This window comes from Pseudomonas sp. GL_090 (genome assembly GCF_057837765.1).
On record NZ_CM174452.1, the window covers coordinates 3004100 to 3023342 of the forward strand.

Genomic DNA, 19243 nt, shown 5'->3' on the forward strand with positions numbered 1-19243 from the left:
CGAAGGGGCCGGTACATCCAGCATCCACATCGCCTGACACACCGCCATCGCGAACAGGCTCGCTCCCACAGAAGGTCGTGTTGTTAAACCGGGTCGCGTTGGCTGCGGCCATCCACCAGCCGTGCAATCCCCAGCGGGTTGGCGTTTTTCAAGGCGTCGGGCAGCAAGGCGTCCGGGCAGTTCTGGTAGCACACCGGCCGCAGGAATCGCTCGATGGCCAGGCTGCCAACCGACGTGCCACGGGCGTCGGAGGTTGCAGGGTAAGGCCCGCCATGGACCATGGCATCGCAGACTTCGACCCCGGTGGGGTAACCGTTGAACAGTACCCGGCCGACTTTTTGTTCCAGCAGTATCAGCAGGTCCGCATGGGTCTGAAGATCCGATGCTTCGCCAATCAATGTCGCAGTGAGTTGCCCGTGCAAGCTGTTCAAGGCCTGGCGCAGTTCAACCTTGTCCGCCACTTCAACGACAATGGTGGTCGGCCCGAACACCTCTTCCTGTAGCAGCGGATCCCCATTGAGCAGCAGGCTGACGTCGGCCTTGAACAGTTGCGGCCGCGCCTGATTGCCCTGCTGGTCGTGGCCCGCCAGGTGTGTCACGCCCGGATGCTCGAGCAAGGCCCGCAGCCCTTTTTCATAGCTGCCGAGGGTACCGGCATTGAGCATGGTTTGCGCCGGTTGTTCGGCCATCAGGTTGCTGAGTCGTGCAGTGAACGCCGTCCATTCAGGGGCGCGAATACCAATGACCAACCCCGGATTGGTGCAGAACTGCCCGCAACCCTGGACCACCGATGCCACCAGTTCACCGGCGATTTTCTCGCCGCGCGCACGCAAGGCTTCGGGCAATACCAACACTGGATTGATGCTGCTCATCTCGGCAAACACCGGGATGGGTTGTTGCCGTGCGGCGGCCATGTCGCAAAGGGCACGGCCACCTTTGAGCGAGCCGGTGAACCCGACGGCCTGAATCGCCGGGTGCTTGACCAGCGCTTCACCGACACCCGCGCCGTAGATCATGTTGAACACACCCTTGGGCATGTCGGTCTGCTCGGCGGCGCGCAGGATCGCATTGGCCACGCATTCGGCGGTTGCCATGTGCCCGCTGTGGGCCTTGAACACCACCGGGCAACCGGCGGCCAGGGCCGCTGCGGTATCGCCGCCAGCAGTCGAAAAGGCCAATGGAAAATTGCTGGCGCCGAACACGGCCACCGGGCCGACGCCAATCCGGTACTGGCGCAGGTCAACCCGTGGCAGCGGCTGACGCTCCGGCAGGGCACGGTCGATGCGCGCGCTGTAGAAATCGCCCCGACGCAGGACCTGAGCGAACAGACGCATCTGGCCGCTGGTGCGCCCGCGCTCGCCCTGAATCCGGGCGCTGGGCAGGGCGGTCTCACGGGTCACCAGGGCAACGAACTCGTCATCCAGGGCATCCAGTTGCGCGGCGATGGCTTCAAGGAACTCCGCCCGGCGCGTCGCCGGCAAATTACGAAAGGCTGGATGGGCGGCTGCAGCGGCCTGGGCGGCCGCGTCGACTTCTTGCGCAGTGGCTTGCACGAAAGAGTAGGGCAGTGCTTCGCCGGTGCTGGCGTCATGGCTGTTCAGGATGATGCCGCCGACGGCGCTGCGCGCTGCGCCGATGTAGTTGTGGCCAAGGATCTCAGACATCAAAAAAGCTCCTGTCGAAAAGTGGGGGAGCAACACAAAACCTCTGTGGGCGAGCTTGCTCGCGAAAAACGCAAGGACAACGCTTCCATTCAGACAACACGCGTTATCGTTGACGTCCATCGCGAGCAAGCTCGCTCCTACAGGGATTTACTCAGGCCAGAGAATCGGCCCGGCGTGGGCCAGTCGGGGCTGGGTCCAGCGCAGCAACCCGCGCCGCCGACTCGGCATCCACCTGGCGCAATGACTTGCCACGGGTCTCGCGGGTCAGGCCGACAGCCACCACGGAAATCAGCGCGGCACCCACCAGATACCAGGCGATCGGAGTCGAGCTGTGGTACTTGTTGAGCAAGGTGATGGCGATCAGTGGTGCAAGGGAGCCGGCGAAGATCGGCGCCACCTGGTAGCACAGGGACAGAGCGGTGTAGCGTACGTGGGTCGGGAACATTTCAGCCATCAGTGCCGAGTAAGGCGCATAAGTCATCGACTCGATGGCCAGGCCCAGGGTGATGGCGGCCATGATCAGCCAGTTGTTGCCGGTGTCCATCATCGGGAAACCGATGAAACCCCAGAACGCTGTGAGTACCGCGCCGGTCAGGTACACCGGCTTGCGCCCGACGATGTCCGACAGATAGCCCATCAGCGGGACCAGGAAAAAGTGCACCAGGTGCGCGCCGAACATCAGCAGCAGAATTTGCGAAGTGTCCTTGTGCACCACCAGTTTCAGATAGGTAATCGAGAACGTCACCACGGTGTAGTAGAGGATGTTCTCGGCAAAGCGTGCGCCGATTCCCACCAGCACCGAACGCCAGTGATGACGCAGCACCTCCACCACACCGAGCTGTTGCTGTTTGGTCTGTGCCTGACGGGCCTGGGCTTCCTTGAAGATCGGCGCGTCATCGACGCTGGTGCGAATCCAGTAACCGATCAACACCACTACTGCCGAGAACCAGAACGCCACGCGCCAGCCCCAGGCAAGGAACTGTTGCTCCGACAGGTTCGACGACAACAGCAGCAGGGCGACCGTGGCCACCAGGTTGCCGGCCGGCACCCCGGCTTGCGGCCAACTGGCCCAGAAGCCCCGACGATTGTCCGGGCAGTGTTCGGACACCAGCAGAATCGCGCCGCCCCATTCGCCACCGAAAGCGAAGCCCTGGATCAACCGCAACAGCACCAGCAACACCGGCGCGGTGTAACCGATCTGGTCGAAGCCAGGCAGGCAACCCATCAGGAAGGTGGTGATGCCGACCACGACCAGGCTCAGTTGCAGCAGGCGTTTGCGGCCGAATTTGTCACCGTAGTGACCGAATACCAGACCGCCCAACGGCCGGGCGAGAAAGCCGACCGCGTACAAGGCGAAGGCGGCGATGATGCCGTCGATGGGGCTGTCGGTCTGGCGGAAAAACAGCTTGCCGAAAACCAATGCCGAGGCGGTGCCGTAGAGAAAGAATTCATACCATTCGGCGACTGTGCCGGCCATGGCGGCGGCCACTACGCGTTTGAGTCCCGAGGGTGTGGTTGCGCTTTGCGTGTGTTGAGGATTCGACATGCTGACGTACCTTGTTGAGACGCAAAAAACGGGCAGCCGGGTCGGGCCGGTAAAGGCCCGCCCGGCAATCACTCAGAGACCGACGTCCGGCAGTTCCGGGCGGTTGGCCAATGCCTTGGCCATGATCTGCTCGACGAATACTCGGTCGGCTTCCGGCAGGGCCAGGCGTGGCGGACGGGTCAAGGCGCTGCCGCGACCGGCAATGGCTTCACACAGCTTGATGCACTGCACCAGGTCGGCACGGGCATCGAGGTGCAGGATCGGCATCAGCCATTCGTAGATCGGCATGGCTTCGGCGAAACGTCCGGCCTTGGCCAGGCGGAAGATGGTTTCGCCTTCTTTCGGGAACACGTTGGACATGCCCGAGACCCAACCTTCGGCACCCACGGCGATGCTTTCCAGCACCACGTCGTCGAGGCCGGCGAACAGCACGAAACGGTCACCGACTTCGTTGCGCACGTCGATGAAGCGGCGGGTGTCGCCGGAAGAATCCTTGAAGCACACCACGTTGTCGCAGTCGGCCAGGGAAATCAGGATGTCCGGGGTGACGTCGTTCTTATAGATAGGCGGGTTGTTGTAGACCATCAGCGGCACGTCGGCGTTTTTCGCCACGTAGCGGTAATGCTCGGCGGTCTCGAACGGCTTGGAACCGTAGACCAGCGCCGGCATCAGCATCACGCCATCGACGCCGACCCGGCGCACGGCATTGGCGACCTTGGCCGCTTGTAGGCTGGTGAACTCGGCCACGCCGCAGATCACCGGTACGCGACCACGGGCGGCATCGACAGCGACCTCAGTCACGGCGATTTTCTCTTCGGCGGTCAGCGAGGTGTTCTCTCCCACCGAGCCGCAGACCACGAGGCCCGACACGCCGTCGCGGATTACGTTGGAAATCACCTGATGGGTTTTTTCCAGGTTGATCGTGAAGTCATCGTTGAATTGAGTGGTCACCGCTGGGAAGACGCCACTCCAGTTAATGCGCTTGCTCATTGTTGCCTCCGGTTTGTTAATTGTATTTCGTATACGATATTTAAAATGACAAAGTTCGGCTAGTGCTTTTTTGGGTTTTCAGGGGGTTTTACTGGCCGTTGGTCTGGGGATTCAGGGATTGCATGATCAGGCGCCGGGCCAAGTGTCGGACAGGCGATAGCCTTGTGGCCACGGATCGCTTGGGTCGAGCAGCAATTGGTGGGTGCCGGTGATCCACGCCCGGCCGGAAATGCACGGGTAAATCGCGGCGCGGCCGGCGACTTCGGTCAGCGAATCAATGCGGCAGTGGAACTCGGAGCCGATAATGGAACGGCCGACAAAGCGCTCGCCAACCTGCATCAAGCCTTTGGCCTGCAACACCGCCATGCGCGCCGAGCAACCAGTGCCGGTGGGGGAGCGGTCGATCTTGCCCGGTTGAATCACCACCGCATTGGCGCCGGTGGCGATGCCGTTCTCATGGACAATGGGCGCGGCGATCTGGCAGAAGGAAATGTGCGACCACTCGGGGTTCAGCGGATGCACGAAGCCCAGTTGGTCGTTGGCCGCTCGAGTGATTTTCAGCCCGACCGCCACCAGGTCGGCCGCTTCATCCGGACGGATGGAGAAACCCAGGCCTTTGGCATCGGCAATCACGAAACTGTCGCCACCATAAGCGGTGTCAACCTTCAGCGAGCCGATGCCTTCGACCTCAATCCACGCATCCAGGCGATCAGCGAAGGACGGCACGTTTTTCACTTCCACCCGTTGCACCTTGCCATCCCGGCAGTCGGCCACGGCTTCGATCAGGCCGCCGGGTGCTTCCAGCACCAGGCGGGTTTGCGGCTCGGTCATGGGCAGGATGCCGCTGTCGAGCAACACGGTGGCGACGCACAACGAGTTGGAACCGGACATCGGCGGGGTGTCCGCCGGTTCCATGATGATCCAGGCCATCTGCGCCCGTGGGTCTTTGGCCGGGACCAGCAGGTTGACGTGGCGGAACACGCCGCCGCGGGGTTCGTTGAGGACGAAATTGCGCAGGGTTTCGTCCCGGGCGATCCAGCGCGACTGTTCCCACACGGTGGCGCCGGGCGGCGGGGCGACACCGCCGACGATCACATCGCCGACTTCGCCTTCGGCGTGGCAGCTGACGACGTGGATAACTTTTGATGAGCGCATGGTCTGATCCTTGTTTTGTCTGTGCGGGCCTCATCGCGAGCAGGCTCGCTCCTACACTGTTCGATATGCACCGCTAACCCTGTAGGAGTGAGCCTGCTCGCGATCGGGCCGTTAGTTATTTCACCGATTTGAGAAACGCCGCCGTTTCCGCATGCAGCGGATTGCCAATCACCTGATCCGGCGTCCCGATCTCATGCACCAGGCCATTGCGGAAGAACGCCACACGGTCGGACACGTCCCGGGCAAAGCGGATTTCGTGGGTCACCAACACCATGGTCATGCCGTCTTCGGCGAGCATGCGCATGGTGTCCAGCACTTCACCGACCAACTGTGGGTCGAGGGCCGAGGTGGCTTCGTCAAACAGCATGTAGTCCGGTGACATGGCCAGGGCGCGGGCGATGGCCATGCGTTGTTGCTGTCCACCGGACAGCTTGCCAGGGAAGGTCTTGAGCTTGTCGCCCAGACCGACGTGGGTCAGTTGCTTCACCGCTAGTTCTTCAGCTTCAGCCTTGCTTTTGCCCAGCACCTTGCGCGGCGCGAGCATGACGTTTTCCAGCACCGTCAGGTGCGGGAAGGCATTCCATTGCTGGAACACAATGCCGATTTTCTGCCGCAGGCGATTAAGGTCGGTGGCGCTGTGATGGACCTCGACGCCGTCAACGCGGATGTTGCCTTTCTGGATCGGTTCAAGGCCGTTGATGCACATCAGCAAGGTCGATTTGCCGGAGCCGGAGCCGCCGATGATCGACACCACTTCGCCCTTGCTCACCGTCAGGTTGACGCCCTTGACCACTTCGAGGTTGCCGAAGGATTTATGTACGTTGTCGATCTCAATCATTTTCTTGCCACCTTCTTTCCAGACGAGCGCCCAGGCGTGCGACCACCAGGCTCATGACGTAGTAGATAAGACCCGCGACGCACAGCACCAGCAACGGTTCCTGGATGCGGGTGACGATGGTTTGCGAGGCGCGCAGCAGTTCGACGATGCCGATCCACATCACCAGCGCGGTGTCTTTCATGACACCGAGCACCAGGTTCAGCCAGCCGGGGAACGCCACCCGGGTGGCCATCGGCAGGACGATCCAGCGCAAGTCCTGCAAGAAGCTCAGCCCCAACGAACGGCTGGCCCGGCGCACGGTGAACGGCACCGCCAGCACGCCGGCACGCACGATCTCGGTGAAGTACGCCGCCGCGTAAACCCCCAACACAATGCAGCCGACGCTGAAGGCGCTGATGTTCAAGCCGACGATGCTTTTGAGCGAGTTGAACAGCACGAACTGGATCAGCAACGGCACGCTGCGAAACACGTCCAGCACCCAGGCCAACGGCAGGCTGGCCCGTGGCAACAAGGCCCGCAGCAGGCCGAAGAACAACCCGGCCAAGGAGCCGAGAATGATCGACCAGAACGTCAGCTGCATCGTGACCCACGCACCGTTGAGCAGGAACATCAGGTCATTCGAGGAAAAATCGGTGGAAAACATGGACAGCTCCTCAGTAACGGAACAACCGCCAGGCCATCAGCCGGGCTGCCGCGACGATCGCCTTGGCAATCAAGTAATACAGCACCGCTGCGATGGCGAAATACTCGAAGGTGCGGAAGGTTTTGACGTTGTATTCCTGGGTCACACCGGTCAGGTCATTGTTCAGCCCAACGATCACCCCCAGCGACGTCATCAACACCGCCCAGACCATCTGGTTGGTCAGCGGGTAGAACACGATCCGCAGCAGTTGCGGGACGATGATCATGCGGTAGGCCTGGAAGGCACTCATGCCCAGGGAACGCGCCGCACGCACCTGGGTGTTCGGCACGGCCTTGAGGCCGCCGCGAAAGTTCTCCGCCAGATACCCGGCATTGTTGAAGGTGATCCCGGCCAGCAGGGCGAACCAGGAACTGACGTGCAGGTTCAGCGAGCCGAGGCCGAAGTAGAGGATGTAGATCTGGAACAGCGACGGGGTGTTGCGGGCAATCGATACCCAACCATTGCCGAACCCGCGCAGTAAGGGGTGTTTGGCCTCGCGCATCACCGTCAGGGCCAGGGCGATCAGCACGCCGAAGATCATCGACAGCGCGGCGGTTTCGAAGGTGACTATGGCACCGGCCAGCATGTCCGGCAGGGCGCGCAGGGCGGAGCGCCATTGGAAGCTGTAGTCAAACATGCGCAGGGCTCTCCAGTAGGGCAGCAGGTTGTAACCAGGCCGGCAAACGTCCGCTGGCCGTTGCGGTGCAGGCGGCGTCGACGCATTCGGCAAGGCTGGCGAAGTGCACCTGGCGGCCGACCAGGCCCGGTGCGTAGTGGGCGTATTTGCCCGAGTTGGTCATCAGGGTTTTAGCCGCCAGGGGGATGACGGGTTCGCCGAGCATGCACCAGCAGGTGTCGGTGATCAGGGTCGCGCCAAACGCTTCGATCACGGCGATGTGCCCGGCCTCGCGGGCCTGCTCCAACACGGCACGGCCGCAGGTGATGGCAAGCACCACATCCGGGTGTCTTTGTCGTCCCCGGCACAGACGCGCCAGGTGAGCGAACTCGCTGAGGGAAAAGTGCGGGTTACCCAGCGACACCACATCCACCCGGTTATCGCGAGCACTGTTGAGTTCGCGCCAACTCGACAGCAGGTCCTCCAGGCGGATTTTTTCCACGGCAATGCAAGTGTCCGCATCCAGCACCTGCGCCGGGTCAATGGCCTCCGGGGTGACCCCGGCGATGTGGAACAGTGGTGCCGCAGAGGTGGTGGCGAAGGCCGCGCCAAAGGCTTTGAGGTCGTCCAGGCTCGGTTTGCGTTTTTCCAGTCCCAGCACCAGCGGCACGCGACTGCCGGCCAGGGCACCCATGTGGTAACCCAGCAGCGGGTAGAAGGCATCGTCCAGTTCACCGAGGGCAGGCAACTCGATCAGCAACCGGGCCTTGCGTTGCGCGTCCAGGTGGCAGCCGATCAGCGGGGCGCGACCGGTGAGGGCGATGCAGATGTCCAGGTAGTCCGGGTATTTCAGGGTGCGTGCACCGAGCACGCTGTTGGCGTAGACCACTGCGTTGGATTCGGCCCAGACGATTTGCTCGCCAGCCTTCGGTGCTGTGTCGAGCAGGTACGGCGCGCAGGTGAAACTGAGCTGTGCGCCCATCGCCATATAGGCATCGCCCAAGGCACTGGCCGGTTCACCCAGTGCCGGGTCGATACCCAGTTCGCGCCAACGGCGCTGGTCGACGGAAATTGAATTGAGGGTGGTGGGCACTCGCACTTTTGCTCCCCATTGCACCAGTTGCCCGGCAAAGCGCAGGCTCGCCGGTCCCGTGTAAATGCAGCCATCGATGTGTGCTTGAGTGACATCCACCAAGTGGTCGGCACCCTGCAGTTCGGCCATACGCAAGACGATCTGCATGGCCATTTGCGCGGCCTTGCCATGCCGGCCATCGAGCAGCGCCCGATCGTGCTCGGTGAGCCTGATCGAGACAGTGCTGTCAGTGTTTGGTAATGGGCTGTCAAGCGCCTGCCAGGCGTCGCCCGGCAGGTGATCGAACAGGCTCAGCGTTGTATTTTCGACCCGGGCGAAGGCCTGGCCGCGCAAGGCGGCGAAGGCCTCCCCACCGATGCACAGCACCGGCAGGGAACGGGCAAAAATGGTCTGCGCCACCAGCACGCCCAAGGTCAGGATCTCGTCGGCTTCGGCCAGCACCAATGCCGCCGGTGCATGGCCGTTGCTGATCAGTTCCATCAACACACTGCTGCCGGTGCACGAGCCGCGACCACTGGGAATCGCCAGCACGCGGCCGGCCAGGTGTTGGCCGCTGAGCGGGTGATGGCGGTCGATGACTTCACCCGTGCAGGGATCGACGCCGCCCCAGAAGCTCAAGCCGACATCGGCGAACAGCAGGGCGCCTTGCGCGGCACCCGCCACCAGGCTGCGCCCGGTCAGAGAAATTGGCCCAGGCATGCCGGACATCTCAGTAGTAGACCTGAGGCACGGTCAGGTTGGTCGGCGGGATCTCGGTGCCGACCCATTTAACGAACAACTCCTTGTAGCGACCGGTGCGCACCTGTTGGTTGACGAACAGGTTGAGGTAGTTGAGCAGGCCGAACTCGCTGCGTTTGGCACCCAGGGACACGTAGTCGATGACGTACGGGGCGTTACCGGCGACTTTCAGGTTTTTGTATTTGCCCGACTTGAGGGTGGCGGCGGCCACGGTGTTGGTGACCACAGTGGCATCGATGTGGCCTTGGGCGACAGCTAGCAGGGTATCGCTCTGCGACTGGTAGGCTCGGAAACTGCCCGAACCCCAGTTCTTCACGTCTTTCTCCAGGGCGATGGCCTCATAGGTGCCGCTGGTGTTGCCCACTGCTTTGCCCTTGAGGTCGTCGAAGCCGTTGATGCCGGTGTCGTCGCGGGTCAGCACCACCATCTGGAAGGCAAAGTAGGGCACGGTGAGGCCAACGGTCTTGGCGCGTTCGAGGGTGTCGGAGGTGGATGCGACGATCACGTCAGCCCGCCCGGAGACCAGTGCCGGAATGCGATCCGGGAACGGCGTTTCCACCACTTCGGCCTCGACCCCGAGGATCTTCGCCAGGTCGCGGCAATAGTCCACATCGAAGCCGGCCGGCGAGTTGCTGGCATCGCGAAAACCCATGGGCGGGAAGTCCAGGGTCACGGCGCAGCGCAGCTTGCCCGAACCGATGATGTCGTCGAGCTTGTCGGCCTGGGCAGTGGCGATGAAAGAAGTACTGAGAACAGCGCTGAGGGCTACGGCAAATGCGGGGTTTTTCATAGAGGCCTCGTTGATGTGAAGTGCTGTTGATTATCGTATTGAGGATTTCGTATACGATATTAACAATAGCAATCAGCGTGCCCGATTCCAGTTTTAACAGTGAATAAATCGTCAGGCCTTGCAGTAGAGGTCTTGCGGGGGAGCAACGGGCGGGAGAGTGGAAGCCTGGGCAAACGATGGCAGTGTTACAGATGGGAGCAATGGGTGTGTGGGCGCACCTTTAAGGAACACTGGCAGGTGAGAGGTGCGTGCCGGTTTATCGGTTCATTGCGGGTTTTGTGGTGGATGAGGCCCGGAAGATCACTCTTCATCTCCCGCCTAACGCTGATTATCGCGATACTGACTCGGCGACAAACTGGTCAGCGCCCGAAACTGCCGGCTGAAGGCACTGTGGTCGGTGTAACCACAGCGCAAGGCAATCTCGGTGATCGGCAACTCGGTGTGCAGTAACAACCGCGAACCTTCTTCCAGGCGCGCCTTGTGAATCATTTGCCGTGGGGTGAGCTGGAACACCCGTTTGCAGTGCCGCTCCAATTGCGCCACGGAATAGCCAGCGATGGCGGTCAGTTCGGCGAGGCTGATGGCGCGGGCGAAGTGGCGGCGGATATGGGCATCCACGGCGGCGAGTTTCTGGAACGCCGGATGGTTCGACTGTGGCGATTGCAGGTCGCGGGAGATACCGGCCAGACCCACGATTCGACCCTGTTCATCCTTCAAGGCGAGTTTGTGGGTCAGGCACCAGATCGGCTGATTGCCATAATACAAATGCAGCTCCAGCTGATCGGCCAGTTCGCGACCGCTGGACAGCACTCGCCGATCCTGCTCGGTGTACAGCGGACCGAAGCGTTCCGGAAAGACCATTTCGGCGGTGCGCCCCAGCAGCTCGTCCCTGTGTTTGAAACCACAACGCCGGGCCAGGGTCTGGTTGACGAAGGCGTAGCGGGCCTCGCCGTCCTTGATGAAAAACACCACGTCCGACAGGGTATCGAGCAACGGCGCGATGGGCTGAAGGCTGTTCAGCAGCGTCGGCAGATCGCAAGGTTTAAAGGAGGTGAGCGAGGGATACATGGCGCTGGGGGTCTGAGGGTGACCCCCGGGATCATAGAGACTCGGCAGCGTGGCCGAAACCCCTGGCATGGTCATCACGCTGGCGGGGTATCGTCCAGGGACATCAAGGTTTCGATCCGCGCCGGGCTGAAGGGTGGACGCGGTGCCGAAGGTTGCCAGCCAAACAAATGCTGCACAGCACCGCCACACACCCGGCCCTGGCAGGCGCCCATGCCGCAGCGACTGGCGAGTTTGGCTTCGCGCCAGTCAGAGTGACCGGTCAATGCCGCGTAGGGCACGTCTTCGCAACGGCAAACCAGGGTGTCGGGGCGGGCCAGGGACTTGAGTCGCGGGTCGAGGGCGAACGCGCTGTTCAGCGCCTTGGCGAAACCCTGCCAGTGCGCCCGGCGCGGCCACAATTGCCTGGCGGCTTGCAGATTGCCGACTGCAGCGTGGCCGGCAATCGCACCTTCCACCAAGGCCAGCTCACTGCCGCCGAACCCTGTGCATTCGCCCGCCGCATAATGGTCGGCGCGGTTGCTGGCCTGCCAGGCATCCACCGCGATGGTTTGATCTTCGATGGCGCAACCCAGTGCCTGAGCCAACTGGATATTCGGAATCAACCCGAAACCACAGGCCAGCCGATCACATTCCAGTTCGACGATGTTGCCTTGTTGTTGCAGGCGCACGCCTTCCACTCGGTCGGTGCCGAGCGCGGCCAATACGTGGGTGGCGGTGCGGTAATGGTGGTCGAACAGACTGAACGATTGCAGCCATTTGCCGGGCCAGCGCGGCAGTTGCGTGGCGAAACCGGCGACGGCGCTACGGCTGGCTTGTTCGGCGATGCGTTGTACTTGCGCGCCATGCCGTTTGGCGGTGGCGGCACTGGCCAGTAACAGCGGGCCGCTGCCGGCGATCACCACGCGCTCGTTCTGCACCGGCAAACCGGCCTTGATCAGCGCCTGCAAACCACCCGCACCGGTGACACCCGGCAGGGTCCAGCCGGGGAAGGGCAGCAGCAATTCACGGGCGCCGGTGCACAGAATCAGCTTGTCGTAACTGATCAACCAGCCATGGTCGTCATCTTCCACCAGCAGTTGTTTCGCGCCGGGGGCGGCGATCACCCGAGTACCGGCGTGATGGCGGATGTTGTTGCACGACGCCAGACGCTCGCGCAGGCGCCGGGCCTGACCGGGCACGTTGGCTTGAGGGCCGTCGCGCCAGATTTGCCCGCCCGGCAACGGGTTGTCGTCGAGCATGACAATGCGGGCGCCGCTGGGGGCGGCGGCAAGGGCGGCGCTCATCCCGGCAGGGCCAGCGCCAATGATCAACAGATCAGCGTATTCATTCATGGGCGAGTCTCCACCTGCATGCCGTCACGGCACAGGGTCTGGCAAGCCAGGCGACGCCGGCCATCGATGGTCACCCGGCATTCCTGACAAATGCCCATGCCGCACAGCGGCGCACGGCGCTGACCGCTGACCGAGGTGCGCGTGCAGCCGTCACTGGCAAACGCCAGGGCCGCGGCGACGCTGGTGCCTTCGGCGACTTTCAGGGCGTGGCCGTCCAGCAACAATTCAGGCATAGACCGGTTCTCCGAGAAAACGCTGGGGCAGATAGGGTTGTGCGGCCAGTGGCGGGGTTTCGTTGAACAGTTGCGCCACCAGTAAATCGGCGGTGCCGGGGGCGGTGGTTACGCCCAGTCCTTCGTGACCGACTGCCAGCCACAAGCCTTGACGTTGTGGATGTTGGCCCACCAGCGGCAAGCCGTCGGGGCTGGCGGCGCGAAAACCGGTCCAGGCACGGATGCCATTGAGCCGGGCCAGCCCCGGCATGTACTCGGCGGCACGCTTGAGCATTTTCGCGAGCATCCAGCCTTCGACCTGCGGGTCGGTGGTGCCGAATTGCCGCGAGGCGCCGATGAACAGTTGCCCGGTGGGGCGCGGCTGGATATTGCAGGCGGTCGACGGCCCTGTGGCGTTGTGGGCACTGGTGACGTAACCCAGTTCCACCAGCGTATGGGTGACGCTGCCGGGGTAGCGGTCAGTGATCAGCAAGTGGCCTTTTTTCGGCTCGATGGGCAATTCCGGGCACAGCTCGCTGGCTTGAATACCGTTGGCCAACACCACGGCATCGGCACTCAACCAGTGACCGTCATCGAGGCAGACGCGGTTGCCGTCGACCGCACTGACCCGTGCCCGGCGCTGGCGGATGTTCGGTGTTTCGAGCATCCATCCGGCCGTCGCCGGGGCGTATAGAATGCCGTCGCCATTGATCAACAAGCCGCCTTCCAGTCCTTCGCTCAGTTCCGGTTCGCGCTGGCGCAGGGCACTGGCGCCGATCAGCTCGCAAGCCACGCCCTGGGCTTGCAGATTCAGGAACTTGCTGTGGGCCACTGCCATTTCTTCGGCATTCGCCGCCAGCCACAGCGTGCCGTTGCAGCGGTAGGCACAGCTGTCGGGCAGGTCCGTGCCCAGTTCGCGCCAGCGCTGCAACGAATATTGGCTCAGGGCCAGTTCGGCGGGGTTGTCGTCGAGTACCAGCAAGTGGCCCATGCCAGCGGCCGTGGCGCCGTGCAGGCCGGCGTCCAGCACCAGCACCTGCAAGCCGCGACGGGCCAGCGCCTGGGCACAGGCGGCGCCGATAATGCCGGCGCCGATCACGATCACATCGGCCACCTGGCCCTCGTTCATGGACGAATGCCCCAGGCGAACGGGTCGTCCTGTTCGATGATCAGGCTCGCCTCGGCACTGATGAACGCGCGCCCGCGAATGGTCGGCACGATGCGCTCACCCTGGAGTTCGTAGGAACCCTCGAACTCGCTGCCGATGACGCTGGCCTGGCGCCAGATCTGCCCCGGTTGCAACTTGTCGTCGGCCGCCAGGCAGGCCAGTTTGGCACTGGTGCCGGTGCCGCAGGGCGAACGGTCATAGGCTTTGCCCGGGCAGAGCACGAAGTTGCGGCTGTCGGCGTGATCGTCATCGGCGAACAACTCGACGTGATCGATCAAGCCGCCGTCTTCACCGCGAATGCCTTGGGCTTGCAGTGCTTGCTGCACGGCGAAGGTGTAGGCGGTCAGCGCTTCGAGGTTGTCGCCGGCCACCCGCTGGCCATGCTCGGCGATCAGGAAAAACCAGTTGCCGCCCCAAGCGATATCACCGACCACTTGGCCGATACCCGGCACCTGCACCGCCAGCGCCTTGCGATAACGGTAGGCCGGCACGTTGCGCACGCTCACCGAATGGTCTTCGTGCAGGGTTGCCTGCACCGTGCCCACCGGCGTTTCGATGCTGTGCACGCCGGGGCCGATCTTGCCCAGGTGCGCCAACGACGCCACCAGGCCGATGGTGCCGTGGCCGCACATGCCCAGATAACCGGTGTTGTTGAAGAAAATCACCCCGGCACAGGCGCCAGGGTCCACCGGCGTGCAGAGCAGGGCACCCACCAGCACGTCACTGCCCCGTGGTTCCAGCACACAGGCGGCGCGCCATTGATCATGCTGTTCGGCTAATACCCTGCGTCGTTCGGCCATGCTGCCAGTGCCAAGGTCAGGAAAGCCGGCGGTCACCAGGCGGGTCGGTTCGCCGCCGGTGTGGGAGTCGATCACACAGATGCGTTTCATGGGAGGGCCACGTCCATTCGGTTGAGTGAACGCAAGAGTGGCCCGTGCGGCGGGGTGTCGGCTTGATGGATTTAGTCTGTGTCGATGACGAAATCGGCACAGCGTCCACAGCGGTCAGTGGGTGTGGGGCAGGTGCTCGAACAGGGTCGTGCAGACGCCGGCAATGTGCTCGTCCAGAAGCTTCACCGCCAGGTCCACATCCCCGGCGCGGCAGGCCGCCAGGATCTCGCGGTGTTCGTGATCGGCCCGTTCCTTACCGGCCGACAAGCTCATCTGCATGCGTAAATAACGCTCCAGCTTGTCGTTGACCGAACGGATCAGACTCACCAGAAACGGTCGCTGCGCCGGCTCGTACAGGCAGGAATGCAGCTCCCAGTTGAGCTCGGCCCAGCGCCCCACGTCGTCCTCGCCGATGAATTCCTGACAGATGCGCTCGGCACGGGCGAAGGTTTCTTCGGTCATGTTCGGAATGGCCAGGCGCAGAATCTTGTCCTCCAGCAACATCCGCACTTCGAACATCTGCGCCAGTTCCGCATCGGAAACCCGCGTGACCATCGCCCCGCGATTGCGCTGGAACATCACCAACCCTTCGGCCTCCAGCCGCTTGAGGGCTTCGCGCACCGGGATCTTGCTGACATTGAACTGGCGGGCGATGTCGTCCTGGCGGATCGGCTCATCCTCGGCAAAATGCCCGGCGACAATCGCATCCCGCAGATGGCGGGTGATGATTTCCGAAGTCGAAGGCGTGTTACCAAGATCAGGTGCGTTGAGTTTGGTCAGGTTCACGGCGGCGGTCATGTGGAGTGAGATAGCGCTAGGGTATACGAAATTCTTTTGCCGATCTTCCCCGGTTCGACGTCGGTGTCGGTCCTGCAACCCGCTACAACAAAACGGGAACACTACGATTCTGAACGGCCGCCAAAAGTTAGCTCCATCCGGGGGCGTCCTTCTCCTTGGGCTTGATGATAGGTAAGTCCAGTAAACTGTGGCTAAATCTATAAAATAACCGATAAGACACAAAGTAATGGATTTACGCAACTTGATGGGACTTGGCGTTAATTCTATAATTTTGGGAGCTAACTCGCACAGAATGGGCTGGGTACACACTATGTTGGATTTAAGCTTCAGCAAGCCGAGTGAGGTCGTCAAGCGCCTCTGCGCTCGCTTGCGCACAGAGCGCTTGGCGCTGGACATGACACAAGCCGACTTGGCCGGGCGTGCCGGCATCGGCACCAACACCGTGTCCAACCTTGAAGCCGGGCGCAATGTCGGGTTCGAGAACGTTGTCCGGGTGGCGATGGCCCTTGGCCGAGCCAAGGAGCTCGAAGGCCTGTTCCTGCCAAAGCTGGAAAGCATCGAGGATATTCGGCGCTACGAAAACAGCGCCAATCGTCTCCGTACAAAGAGGAAGTCCGGTAATGCTTGAGCAGGTGAACGTCTTCTACGAGGGCTGGGGGGAGCGATGGCAATGGGGCACGCTGGTCTCCACCACCGCCCTGACCGGTCGCCCGCTGATCGTGTTCGAGTACAGCAATGAAGCCAGGCAAAGGGGCTTGGAACTGTCCTCCTACATGTTGCCGTTGGAGGGGACTCAGTTGCGCCGAGATTTTCCAGACCACCAACTGTACTTGCCAGGGCCTGTTTACGACTCGTTGCCGGATGGCTGGGGCATGTTGCTGATGGACCGTATGTTCAGGCGCCGCGGGCTCACCACGGCGCGCATCGGCTCACTGGAACGGCTGGCCTACATCGGTAGCAATGCGATGGGCGCCATGACGTTTGAGCCCGTGGCACCCGAAGGTCAGGAAGCTGAAGTCCACATCCCGCTGGAACAGCTTGCCGCCCAAGTGCAGGAAGTGCTCCATGGAGACGGTGGCGAGTTCCTGCAGAGGTTGCTGCTGGTGGGCGGCTCGCCTCAAGGTGCAAGGCCTAAGGCCCTGGTCTATCGCGATCCCGAAACTGGCGGGTTTACCACTGCCGTCACGCCGGACTTTGAAGCATGGTTGATCAAGTTCCCGGCCAAAGAAGAACATGCCGAGGTGTGTGCTATCGAGATGGTCTACGCCGAGTGCCTGCGCATGTGCGGTATCGAGACCCCTGACACACACTACTTCAGTCTGCCTAATGGGTTGGCAGCGTTTGCCAGTAAGCGATTTGACCGCCGGGATGGTCTGCGCATACCCATGCAAAGCCTCGCGGCCTTTACGGGGGCAAATTACCGGTCTCCGGGGGTGTTGGACTATGTCAACTTCTTGCGGGCAACACAGATGTGTACCAACGACGTGCGAGGGATGGCGGTGGCCTTCGAACGTGCCGTCTTCAATGTTGCGTTCAACAACAGAGACGATCATCCCAAGAACTTTGCCTACATCATGTCGCAAGACGGTCAGTGGAGACTGTCGCCGGCTTACGACGTGACCTTCTGCGAGGGGCCAGGTGGCTATCACCAGATGGATGTGATGGGGGAGGCCCTGTCGATTTCCCGCACGCAAATGCTTCGGCTTGCCGAGGAAGCCGAGGTGCCCCCGGACGCTGCAGGCAGAGTGATCGACGGCATTTGTGATGTAGCGAGCCGGTTTGCAACCATCGCCGAGAACCTTTACCCACGGGTTATTACTCAAGACACCTTGCGTACGATCCAGGGCCGCATCGATCAGAACGTAGCTCGGTTACACCGCGGTCACGCGGGCAGCGGTCGCCGTTGAAGATCGGAGCAACGGCGACTCTCATGATTGAAGCTGCCGCGTGCTTCGAGCACATAGGGTCCTGTGCTGTCGAAGACGGGGTGTTTGGTCTATTAAAAGTTGATCAGATAAACAGCCTGCCTGACGACGCCTAAAGACTGTCAGGGTCGCCAAAAAACAACATCGGTTCGAGTCAGGGTGGCTGATCGCTCCCTAGGCAAAAAATAAACCAATATCTCGATGTCTCAAGCGAGTTGGGCTCAGCGCTTAGGTATATTCGACTAAATCGCTTGAGTTCCGCTCGCAAACGACGCAGTGCAGAGTGCTGGTTATCTTTGCCGTTCTTCTTGAGGTTTCTGTAGCGCTTGATCCAAGCATAGTGGCTATGCGTCGACACACCAAGACGTGCCGCTACATCAGCAGCAGGTAGCTTCTTTTCGGTCACTTGATTGACCGCTTGGATTTTGAATTCTTCGGGGTAATGCGGGTTGCTCATGGCCTCTCCTAATTGGCCTCAGTTTAAGGCAGCGAGGTGTTTACGAAGCCCGGGGCGATTCAAATTGAGCCTTCCTGAGAAAAAGTACACGAATATGCCGATAGCCAAGGAGAACTGCAGAAACTCTCTATATCAATGCGCCCTGAGTTGGCTATATTGTCCATGTCCGAAAGTATATGGCGATGTCATAGCAGGGAGAAGTGGTAGGCATGGCTCCAGCTTCAAAGGCTGCTTATGATAAGTATAGATAATAGTGCGTAAAGCGGTTGAATACTTGGGAATCGTCAATGGTTTTATATAAAGTTATTGAATAATGGAGAGGGATGATGTTGGAGTTTGGGAGATTGAAGGTTAAATTTCAGAATATGAACTGGTCGGGGCGCTTTTACAGTTTTTCCGTCATTATCACAGTGATCGGAATGTTTTTGTCAGTGCTGGCGGGGTCTGCAATATTAAATAATGCTATTTTAATTGCTTCTATAGGGTTTGTTGTCGGCTTCATGTTTGTGTGTCTGCGCATATACCGCTGGTTTATCTCTGTATGGGATAAGCCTTTTGGTAAAGCACCCGTCATTTTGCTGCACTTATTGGTGTTGTTGATATCGACAGCCATTTCCAGATGGATTGTGGCTGAAGCCTTGGGGCTGCCACCGCAATCATTTGATATTACCGTCGGATTTCTAGTGCTTGCCTTTTATATTCCTGCATGGCTACTCTTGGGAGCCTTCGTGTTTACCCTACTTGGGTTCGTACTTTTAATTGGCGTCGGACTAGGAGCATTGTTTTTAATTCCACTGTCTGTTATTGCGAGCCTGTTGAACATTTTTAATCTGCTGCCGTACCTGCGCAAAGCATGGAGCAAAGTAGCGCCAGCCAGGCTCAGCTTCATCGATGTGCAGGGGCATTCGGTGGGCGCACTGTTGAGCGGAATCATTCTGATTAATCTATATGGAGCGCTCGTTTCTGATGTTCGGCCGTGGATTTACTCCTCGGTCAGGCTGATAGCTGTCCTCAGTGATTTTCAGCCTGCCGTTAACTATCCCGGCGTGCAAGCGGGTGAACGTGCCCATCCGTTAGATAACGGTTTTATTGCCGTAGCCAAGGTGATGGCCGATAATAGTATTGAAATCGTTGTGAAAAAACAGATTGAAGATTTTGAGTATCCGCAAAGTCACCCTGTCATCACTCCCATCCCTTCTATGAAACAGCTGACCGATCTCCTTATCCAACGCATGGATGACTATTTAACCACGTTACCCAGGCACGGACGCCCCGGCTGACC

At 60.9% G+C, this 19243-nt stretch carries 18 protein-coding genes and 1 pseudogene; 3 read left to right on the forward strand and 16 right to left on the reverse strand.

Features of this window, described 5'->3' with window-relative positions:
- Positions 1 to 83: 83 nt before the first annotated feature.
- From AC3ITA_RS13465 to AC3ITA_RS13535, 15 genes are all read right to left on the reverse strand, one after another.
- Positions 84 to 1664, reverse strand: a complete 1581-nt coding sequence (locus AC3ITA_RS13465; RefSeq protein WP_489280591.1) for an aldehyde dehydrogenase (NADP(+)) — start codon at positions 1662 to 1664, stop codon at positions 84 to 86.
- A gap of 151 nt (positions 1665 to 1815) precedes the next feature.
- Positions 1816 to 3210 (reverse strand): fosfomycin efflux MFS transporter AbaF, encoded by a 1395-nt coding sequence (gene abaF, locus AC3ITA_RS13470; RefSeq protein WP_150672475.1) that lies wholly within the window; start codon positions 3208 to 3210, stop codon positions 1816 to 1818.
- A gap of 72 nt (positions 3211 to 3282) precedes the next feature.
- The gene (locus AC3ITA_RS13475) at positions 3283 to 4200 is read right to left on the reverse strand and encodes a dihydrodipicolinate synthase family protein (RefSeq protein WP_489280593.1); all 918 of its coding nucleotides are present in this window, start codon (positions 4198 to 4200) and stop codon (positions 3283 to 3285) included.
- Between the two features lie 126 nt (positions 4201 to 4326).
- Positions 4327 to 5355, reverse strand: a complete 1029-nt coding sequence (locus tag AC3ITA_RS13480) for a trans-3-hydroxy-L-proline dehydratase (protein ID WP_095942201.1) — start codon at positions 5353 to 5355, stop codon at positions 4327 to 4329.
- Positions 5356 to 5470: 115 nt separating this feature from the next.
- Positions 5471 to 6193 (reverse strand): amino acid ABC transporter ATP-binding protein, encoded by a 723-nt coding sequence (locus AC3ITA_RS13485; RefSeq protein ID WP_489280594.1) that lies wholly within the window; start codon positions 6191 to 6193, stop codon positions 5471 to 5473.
- Positions 6186 to 6836: an amino acid ABC transporter permease gene (locus AC3ITA_RS13490; RefSeq protein WP_223458077.1), complete on the reverse strand. Its 651-nt coding sequence runs from the start codon at positions 6834 to 6836 to the stop codon at positions 6186 to 6188. The genes AC3ITA_RS13485 and AC3ITA_RS13490 overlap by 8 nt, the downstream gene beginning before the upstream one ends.
- Before the next feature lie 10 nt (positions 6837 to 6846).
- Positions 6847 to 7512, reverse strand: coding sequence for an amino acid ABC transporter permease (locus AC3ITA_RS13495; RefSeq protein WP_095942198.1), 666 nt, complete (start codon positions 7510 to 7512; stop codon positions 6847 to 6849).
- On the reverse strand, positions 7505 to 9283 hold the full coding sequence (lhpI, locus tag AC3ITA_RS13500) for a cis-3-hydroxy-L-proline dehydratase (RefSeq protein ID WP_489280596.1): 1779 nt from the start codon (positions 9281 to 9283) through the stop codon (positions 7505 to 7507). Before lhpI ends, AC3ITA_RS13495 begins: the two co-directional genes overlap by 8 nt.
- A 10-nt stretch (positions 9284 to 9293) precedes the next feature.
- A complete protein-coding gene (locus AC3ITA_RS13505) occupies positions 9294 to 10112 on the reverse strand; it encodes an ABC transporter substrate-binding protein (protein ID WP_046042020.1) in 819 nt (272 codons plus the stop codon).
- A 318-nt stretch (positions 10113 to 10430) separates the two neighbouring features.
- The gene (locus AC3ITA_RS13510) at positions 10431 to 11180 is read right to left on the reverse strand and encodes an AraC family transcriptional regulator (RefSeq protein WP_489280597.1); all 750 of its coding nucleotides are present in this window, start codon (positions 11178 to 11180) and stop codon (positions 10431 to 10433) included.
- A gap of 74 nt (positions 11181 to 11254) precedes the next feature.
- A complete protein-coding gene (locus AC3ITA_RS13515) occupies positions 11255 to 12511 on the reverse strand; it encodes an FAD-dependent oxidoreductase (RefSeq protein WP_489280598.1) in 1257 nt (418 codons plus the stop codon).
- On the reverse strand, positions 12508 to 12744 hold the full coding sequence (locus AC3ITA_RS13520; RefSeq protein ID WP_095942195.1) for a (2Fe-2S)-binding protein: 237 nt from the start codon (positions 12742 to 12744) through the stop codon (positions 12508 to 12510). Before AC3ITA_RS13520 ends, AC3ITA_RS13515 begins: the two co-directional genes overlap by 4 nt.
- Positions 12737 to 13852 carry an NAD(P)/FAD-dependent oxidoreductase gene (locus AC3ITA_RS13525; protein ID WP_489280600.1) on the reverse strand — a complete coding sequence of 372 codons (1116 nt, stop codon included), beginning with the start codon at positions 13850 to 13852 and terminating at the stop codon, positions 12737 to 12739. Before AC3ITA_RS13525 ends, AC3ITA_RS13520 begins: the two co-directional genes overlap by 8 nt.
- On the reverse strand, positions 13849 to 14781 hold the full coding sequence (locus AC3ITA_RS13530) for a 4-hydroxyproline epimerase (RefSeq protein WP_414927593.1): 933 nt from the start codon (positions 14779 to 14781) through the stop codon (positions 13849 to 13851). Before AC3ITA_RS13530 ends, AC3ITA_RS13525 begins: the two co-directional genes overlap by 4 nt.
- A gap of 114 nt (positions 14782 to 14895) precedes the next feature.
- Positions 14896 to 15567 carry a GntR family transcriptional regulator gene (locus tag AC3ITA_RS13535; protein ID WP_224789992.1) on the reverse strand — a complete coding sequence of 224 codons (672 nt, stop codon included), beginning with the start codon at positions 15565 to 15567 and terminating at the stop codon, positions 14896 to 14898.
- Between the two features lie 322 nt (positions 15568 to 15889).
- Between AC3ITA_RS13535 and AC3ITA_RS13540 the strand changes: the two genes are divergently transcribed.
- Together AC3ITA_RS13540 and AC3ITA_RS13545 are read left to right on the forward strand one after the other, a co-directional pair.
- A complete protein-coding gene (locus AC3ITA_RS13540) occupies positions 15890 to 16207 on the forward strand; it encodes a helix-turn-helix domain-containing protein (protein WP_095942191.1) in 318 nt (105 codons plus the stop codon).
- Positions 16200 to 17486 (forward strand): type II toxin-antitoxin system HipA family toxin, encoded by a 1287-nt coding sequence (locus AC3ITA_RS13545; RefSeq protein WP_489280602.1) that lies wholly within the window; start codon positions 16200 to 16202, stop codon positions 17484 to 17486. The genes AC3ITA_RS13540 and AC3ITA_RS13545 overlap by 8 nt, the downstream gene beginning before the upstream one ends.
- Positions 17487 to 17751: 265 nt before the next feature.
- On the opposite strand, the pseudogene AC3ITA_RS13550 reads toward AC3ITA_RS13545, so the two are convergent.
- Positions 17752 to 17961, reverse strand: a pseudogene (locus AC3ITA_RS13550) (transposase); the annotation flags it as partial.
- A gap of 344 nt (positions 17962 to 18305) precedes the next feature.
- On the opposite strand from AC3ITA_RS13550, the gene AC3ITA_RS13555 reads away from it, so the two are divergent.
- The gene (locus tag AC3ITA_RS13555; protein WP_489280603.1) at positions 18306 to 19241 is read left to right on the forward strand and encodes a hypothetical protein; all 936 of its coding nucleotides are present in this window, start codon (positions 18306 to 18308) and stop codon (positions 19239 to 19241) included.
- Positions 19242 to 19243 lie beyond the last annotated feature (2 nt).

What these genes read in the sequence shown, in the direction of transcription:
- AC3ITA_RS13495 (WP_095942198.1), bottom strand. Translation starts at nt 7,512, where the DNA reads ATGTTTGACTACAGCTTCCAATGGCGCTCCGCCCTGCGCGCCCTGCCG.
- AC3ITA_RS13490 (WP_223458077.1), bottom strand. Translation starts at nt 6,836, where the DNA reads ATGTTTTCCACCGATTTTTCCTCGAATGACCTGATGTTCCTGCTCAAC.
- AC3ITA_RS13545 (WP_489280602.1), top strand. Translation starts at nt 16,200, where the DNA reads ATGCTTGAGCAGGTGAACGTCTTCTACGAGGGCTGGGGGGAGCGATGG.
- AC3ITA_RS13510 (WP_489280597.1), bottom strand. Translation starts at nt 11,180, where the DNA reads ATGTATCCCTCGCTCACCTCCTTTAAACCTTGCGATCTGCCGACGCTG.
- AC3ITA_RS13525 (WP_489280600.1), bottom strand. Translation starts at nt 13,852, where the DNA reads ATGAACGAGGGCCAGGTGGCCGATGTGATCGTGATCGGCGCCGGCATT.
- lhpI (WP_489280596.1), bottom strand. Translation starts at nt 9,283, where the DNA reads ATGCCTGGGCCAATTTCTCTGACCGGGCGCAGCCTGGTGGCGGGTGCC.
- AC3ITA_RS13485 (WP_489280594.1), bottom strand. Translation starts at nt 6,193, where the DNA reads ATGATTGAGATCGACAACGTACATAAATCCTTCGGCAACCTCGAAGTG.
- AC3ITA_RS13505 (WP_046042020.1), bottom strand. Translation starts at nt 10,112, where the DNA reads ATGAAAAACCCCGCATTTGCCGTAGCCCTCAGCGCTGTTCTCAGTACT.
- AC3ITA_RS13465 (WP_489280591.1), bottom strand. Translation starts at nt 1,664, where the DNA reads ATGTCTGAGATCCTTGGCCACAACTACATCGGCGCAGCGCGCAGCGCC.
- AC3ITA_RS13520 (WP_095942195.1), bottom strand. Translation starts at nt 12,744, where the DNA reads ATGCCTGAATTGTTGCTGGACGGCCACGCCCTGAAAGTCGCCGAAGGC.
- AC3ITA_RS13475 (WP_489280593.1), bottom strand. Translation starts at nt 4,200, where the DNA reads ATGAGCAAGCGCATTAACTGGAGTGGCGTCTTCCCAGCGGTGACCACT.
- AC3ITA_RS13540 (WP_095942191.1), top strand. Translation starts at nt 15,890, where the DNA reads ATGTTGGATTTAAGCTTCAGCAAGCCGAGTGAGGTCGTCAAGCGCCTC.
- AC3ITA_RS13530 (WP_414927593.1), bottom strand. Translation starts at nt 14,781, where the DNA reads ATGAAACGCATCTGTGTGATCGACTCCCACACCGGCGGCGAACCGACC.
- AC3ITA_RS13480 (WP_095942201.1), bottom strand. Translation starts at nt 5,355, where the DNA reads ATGCGCTCATCAAAAGTTATCCACGTCGTCAGCTGCCACGCCGAAGGC.
- AC3ITA_RS13515 (WP_489280598.1), bottom strand. Translation starts at nt 12,511, where the DNA reads ATGAATGAATACGCTGATCTGTTGATCATTGGCGCTGGCCCTGCCGGG.
- abaF (WP_150672475.1), bottom strand. Translation starts at nt 3,210, where the DNA reads ATGTCGAATCCTCAACACACGCAAAGCGCAACCACACCCTCGGGACTC.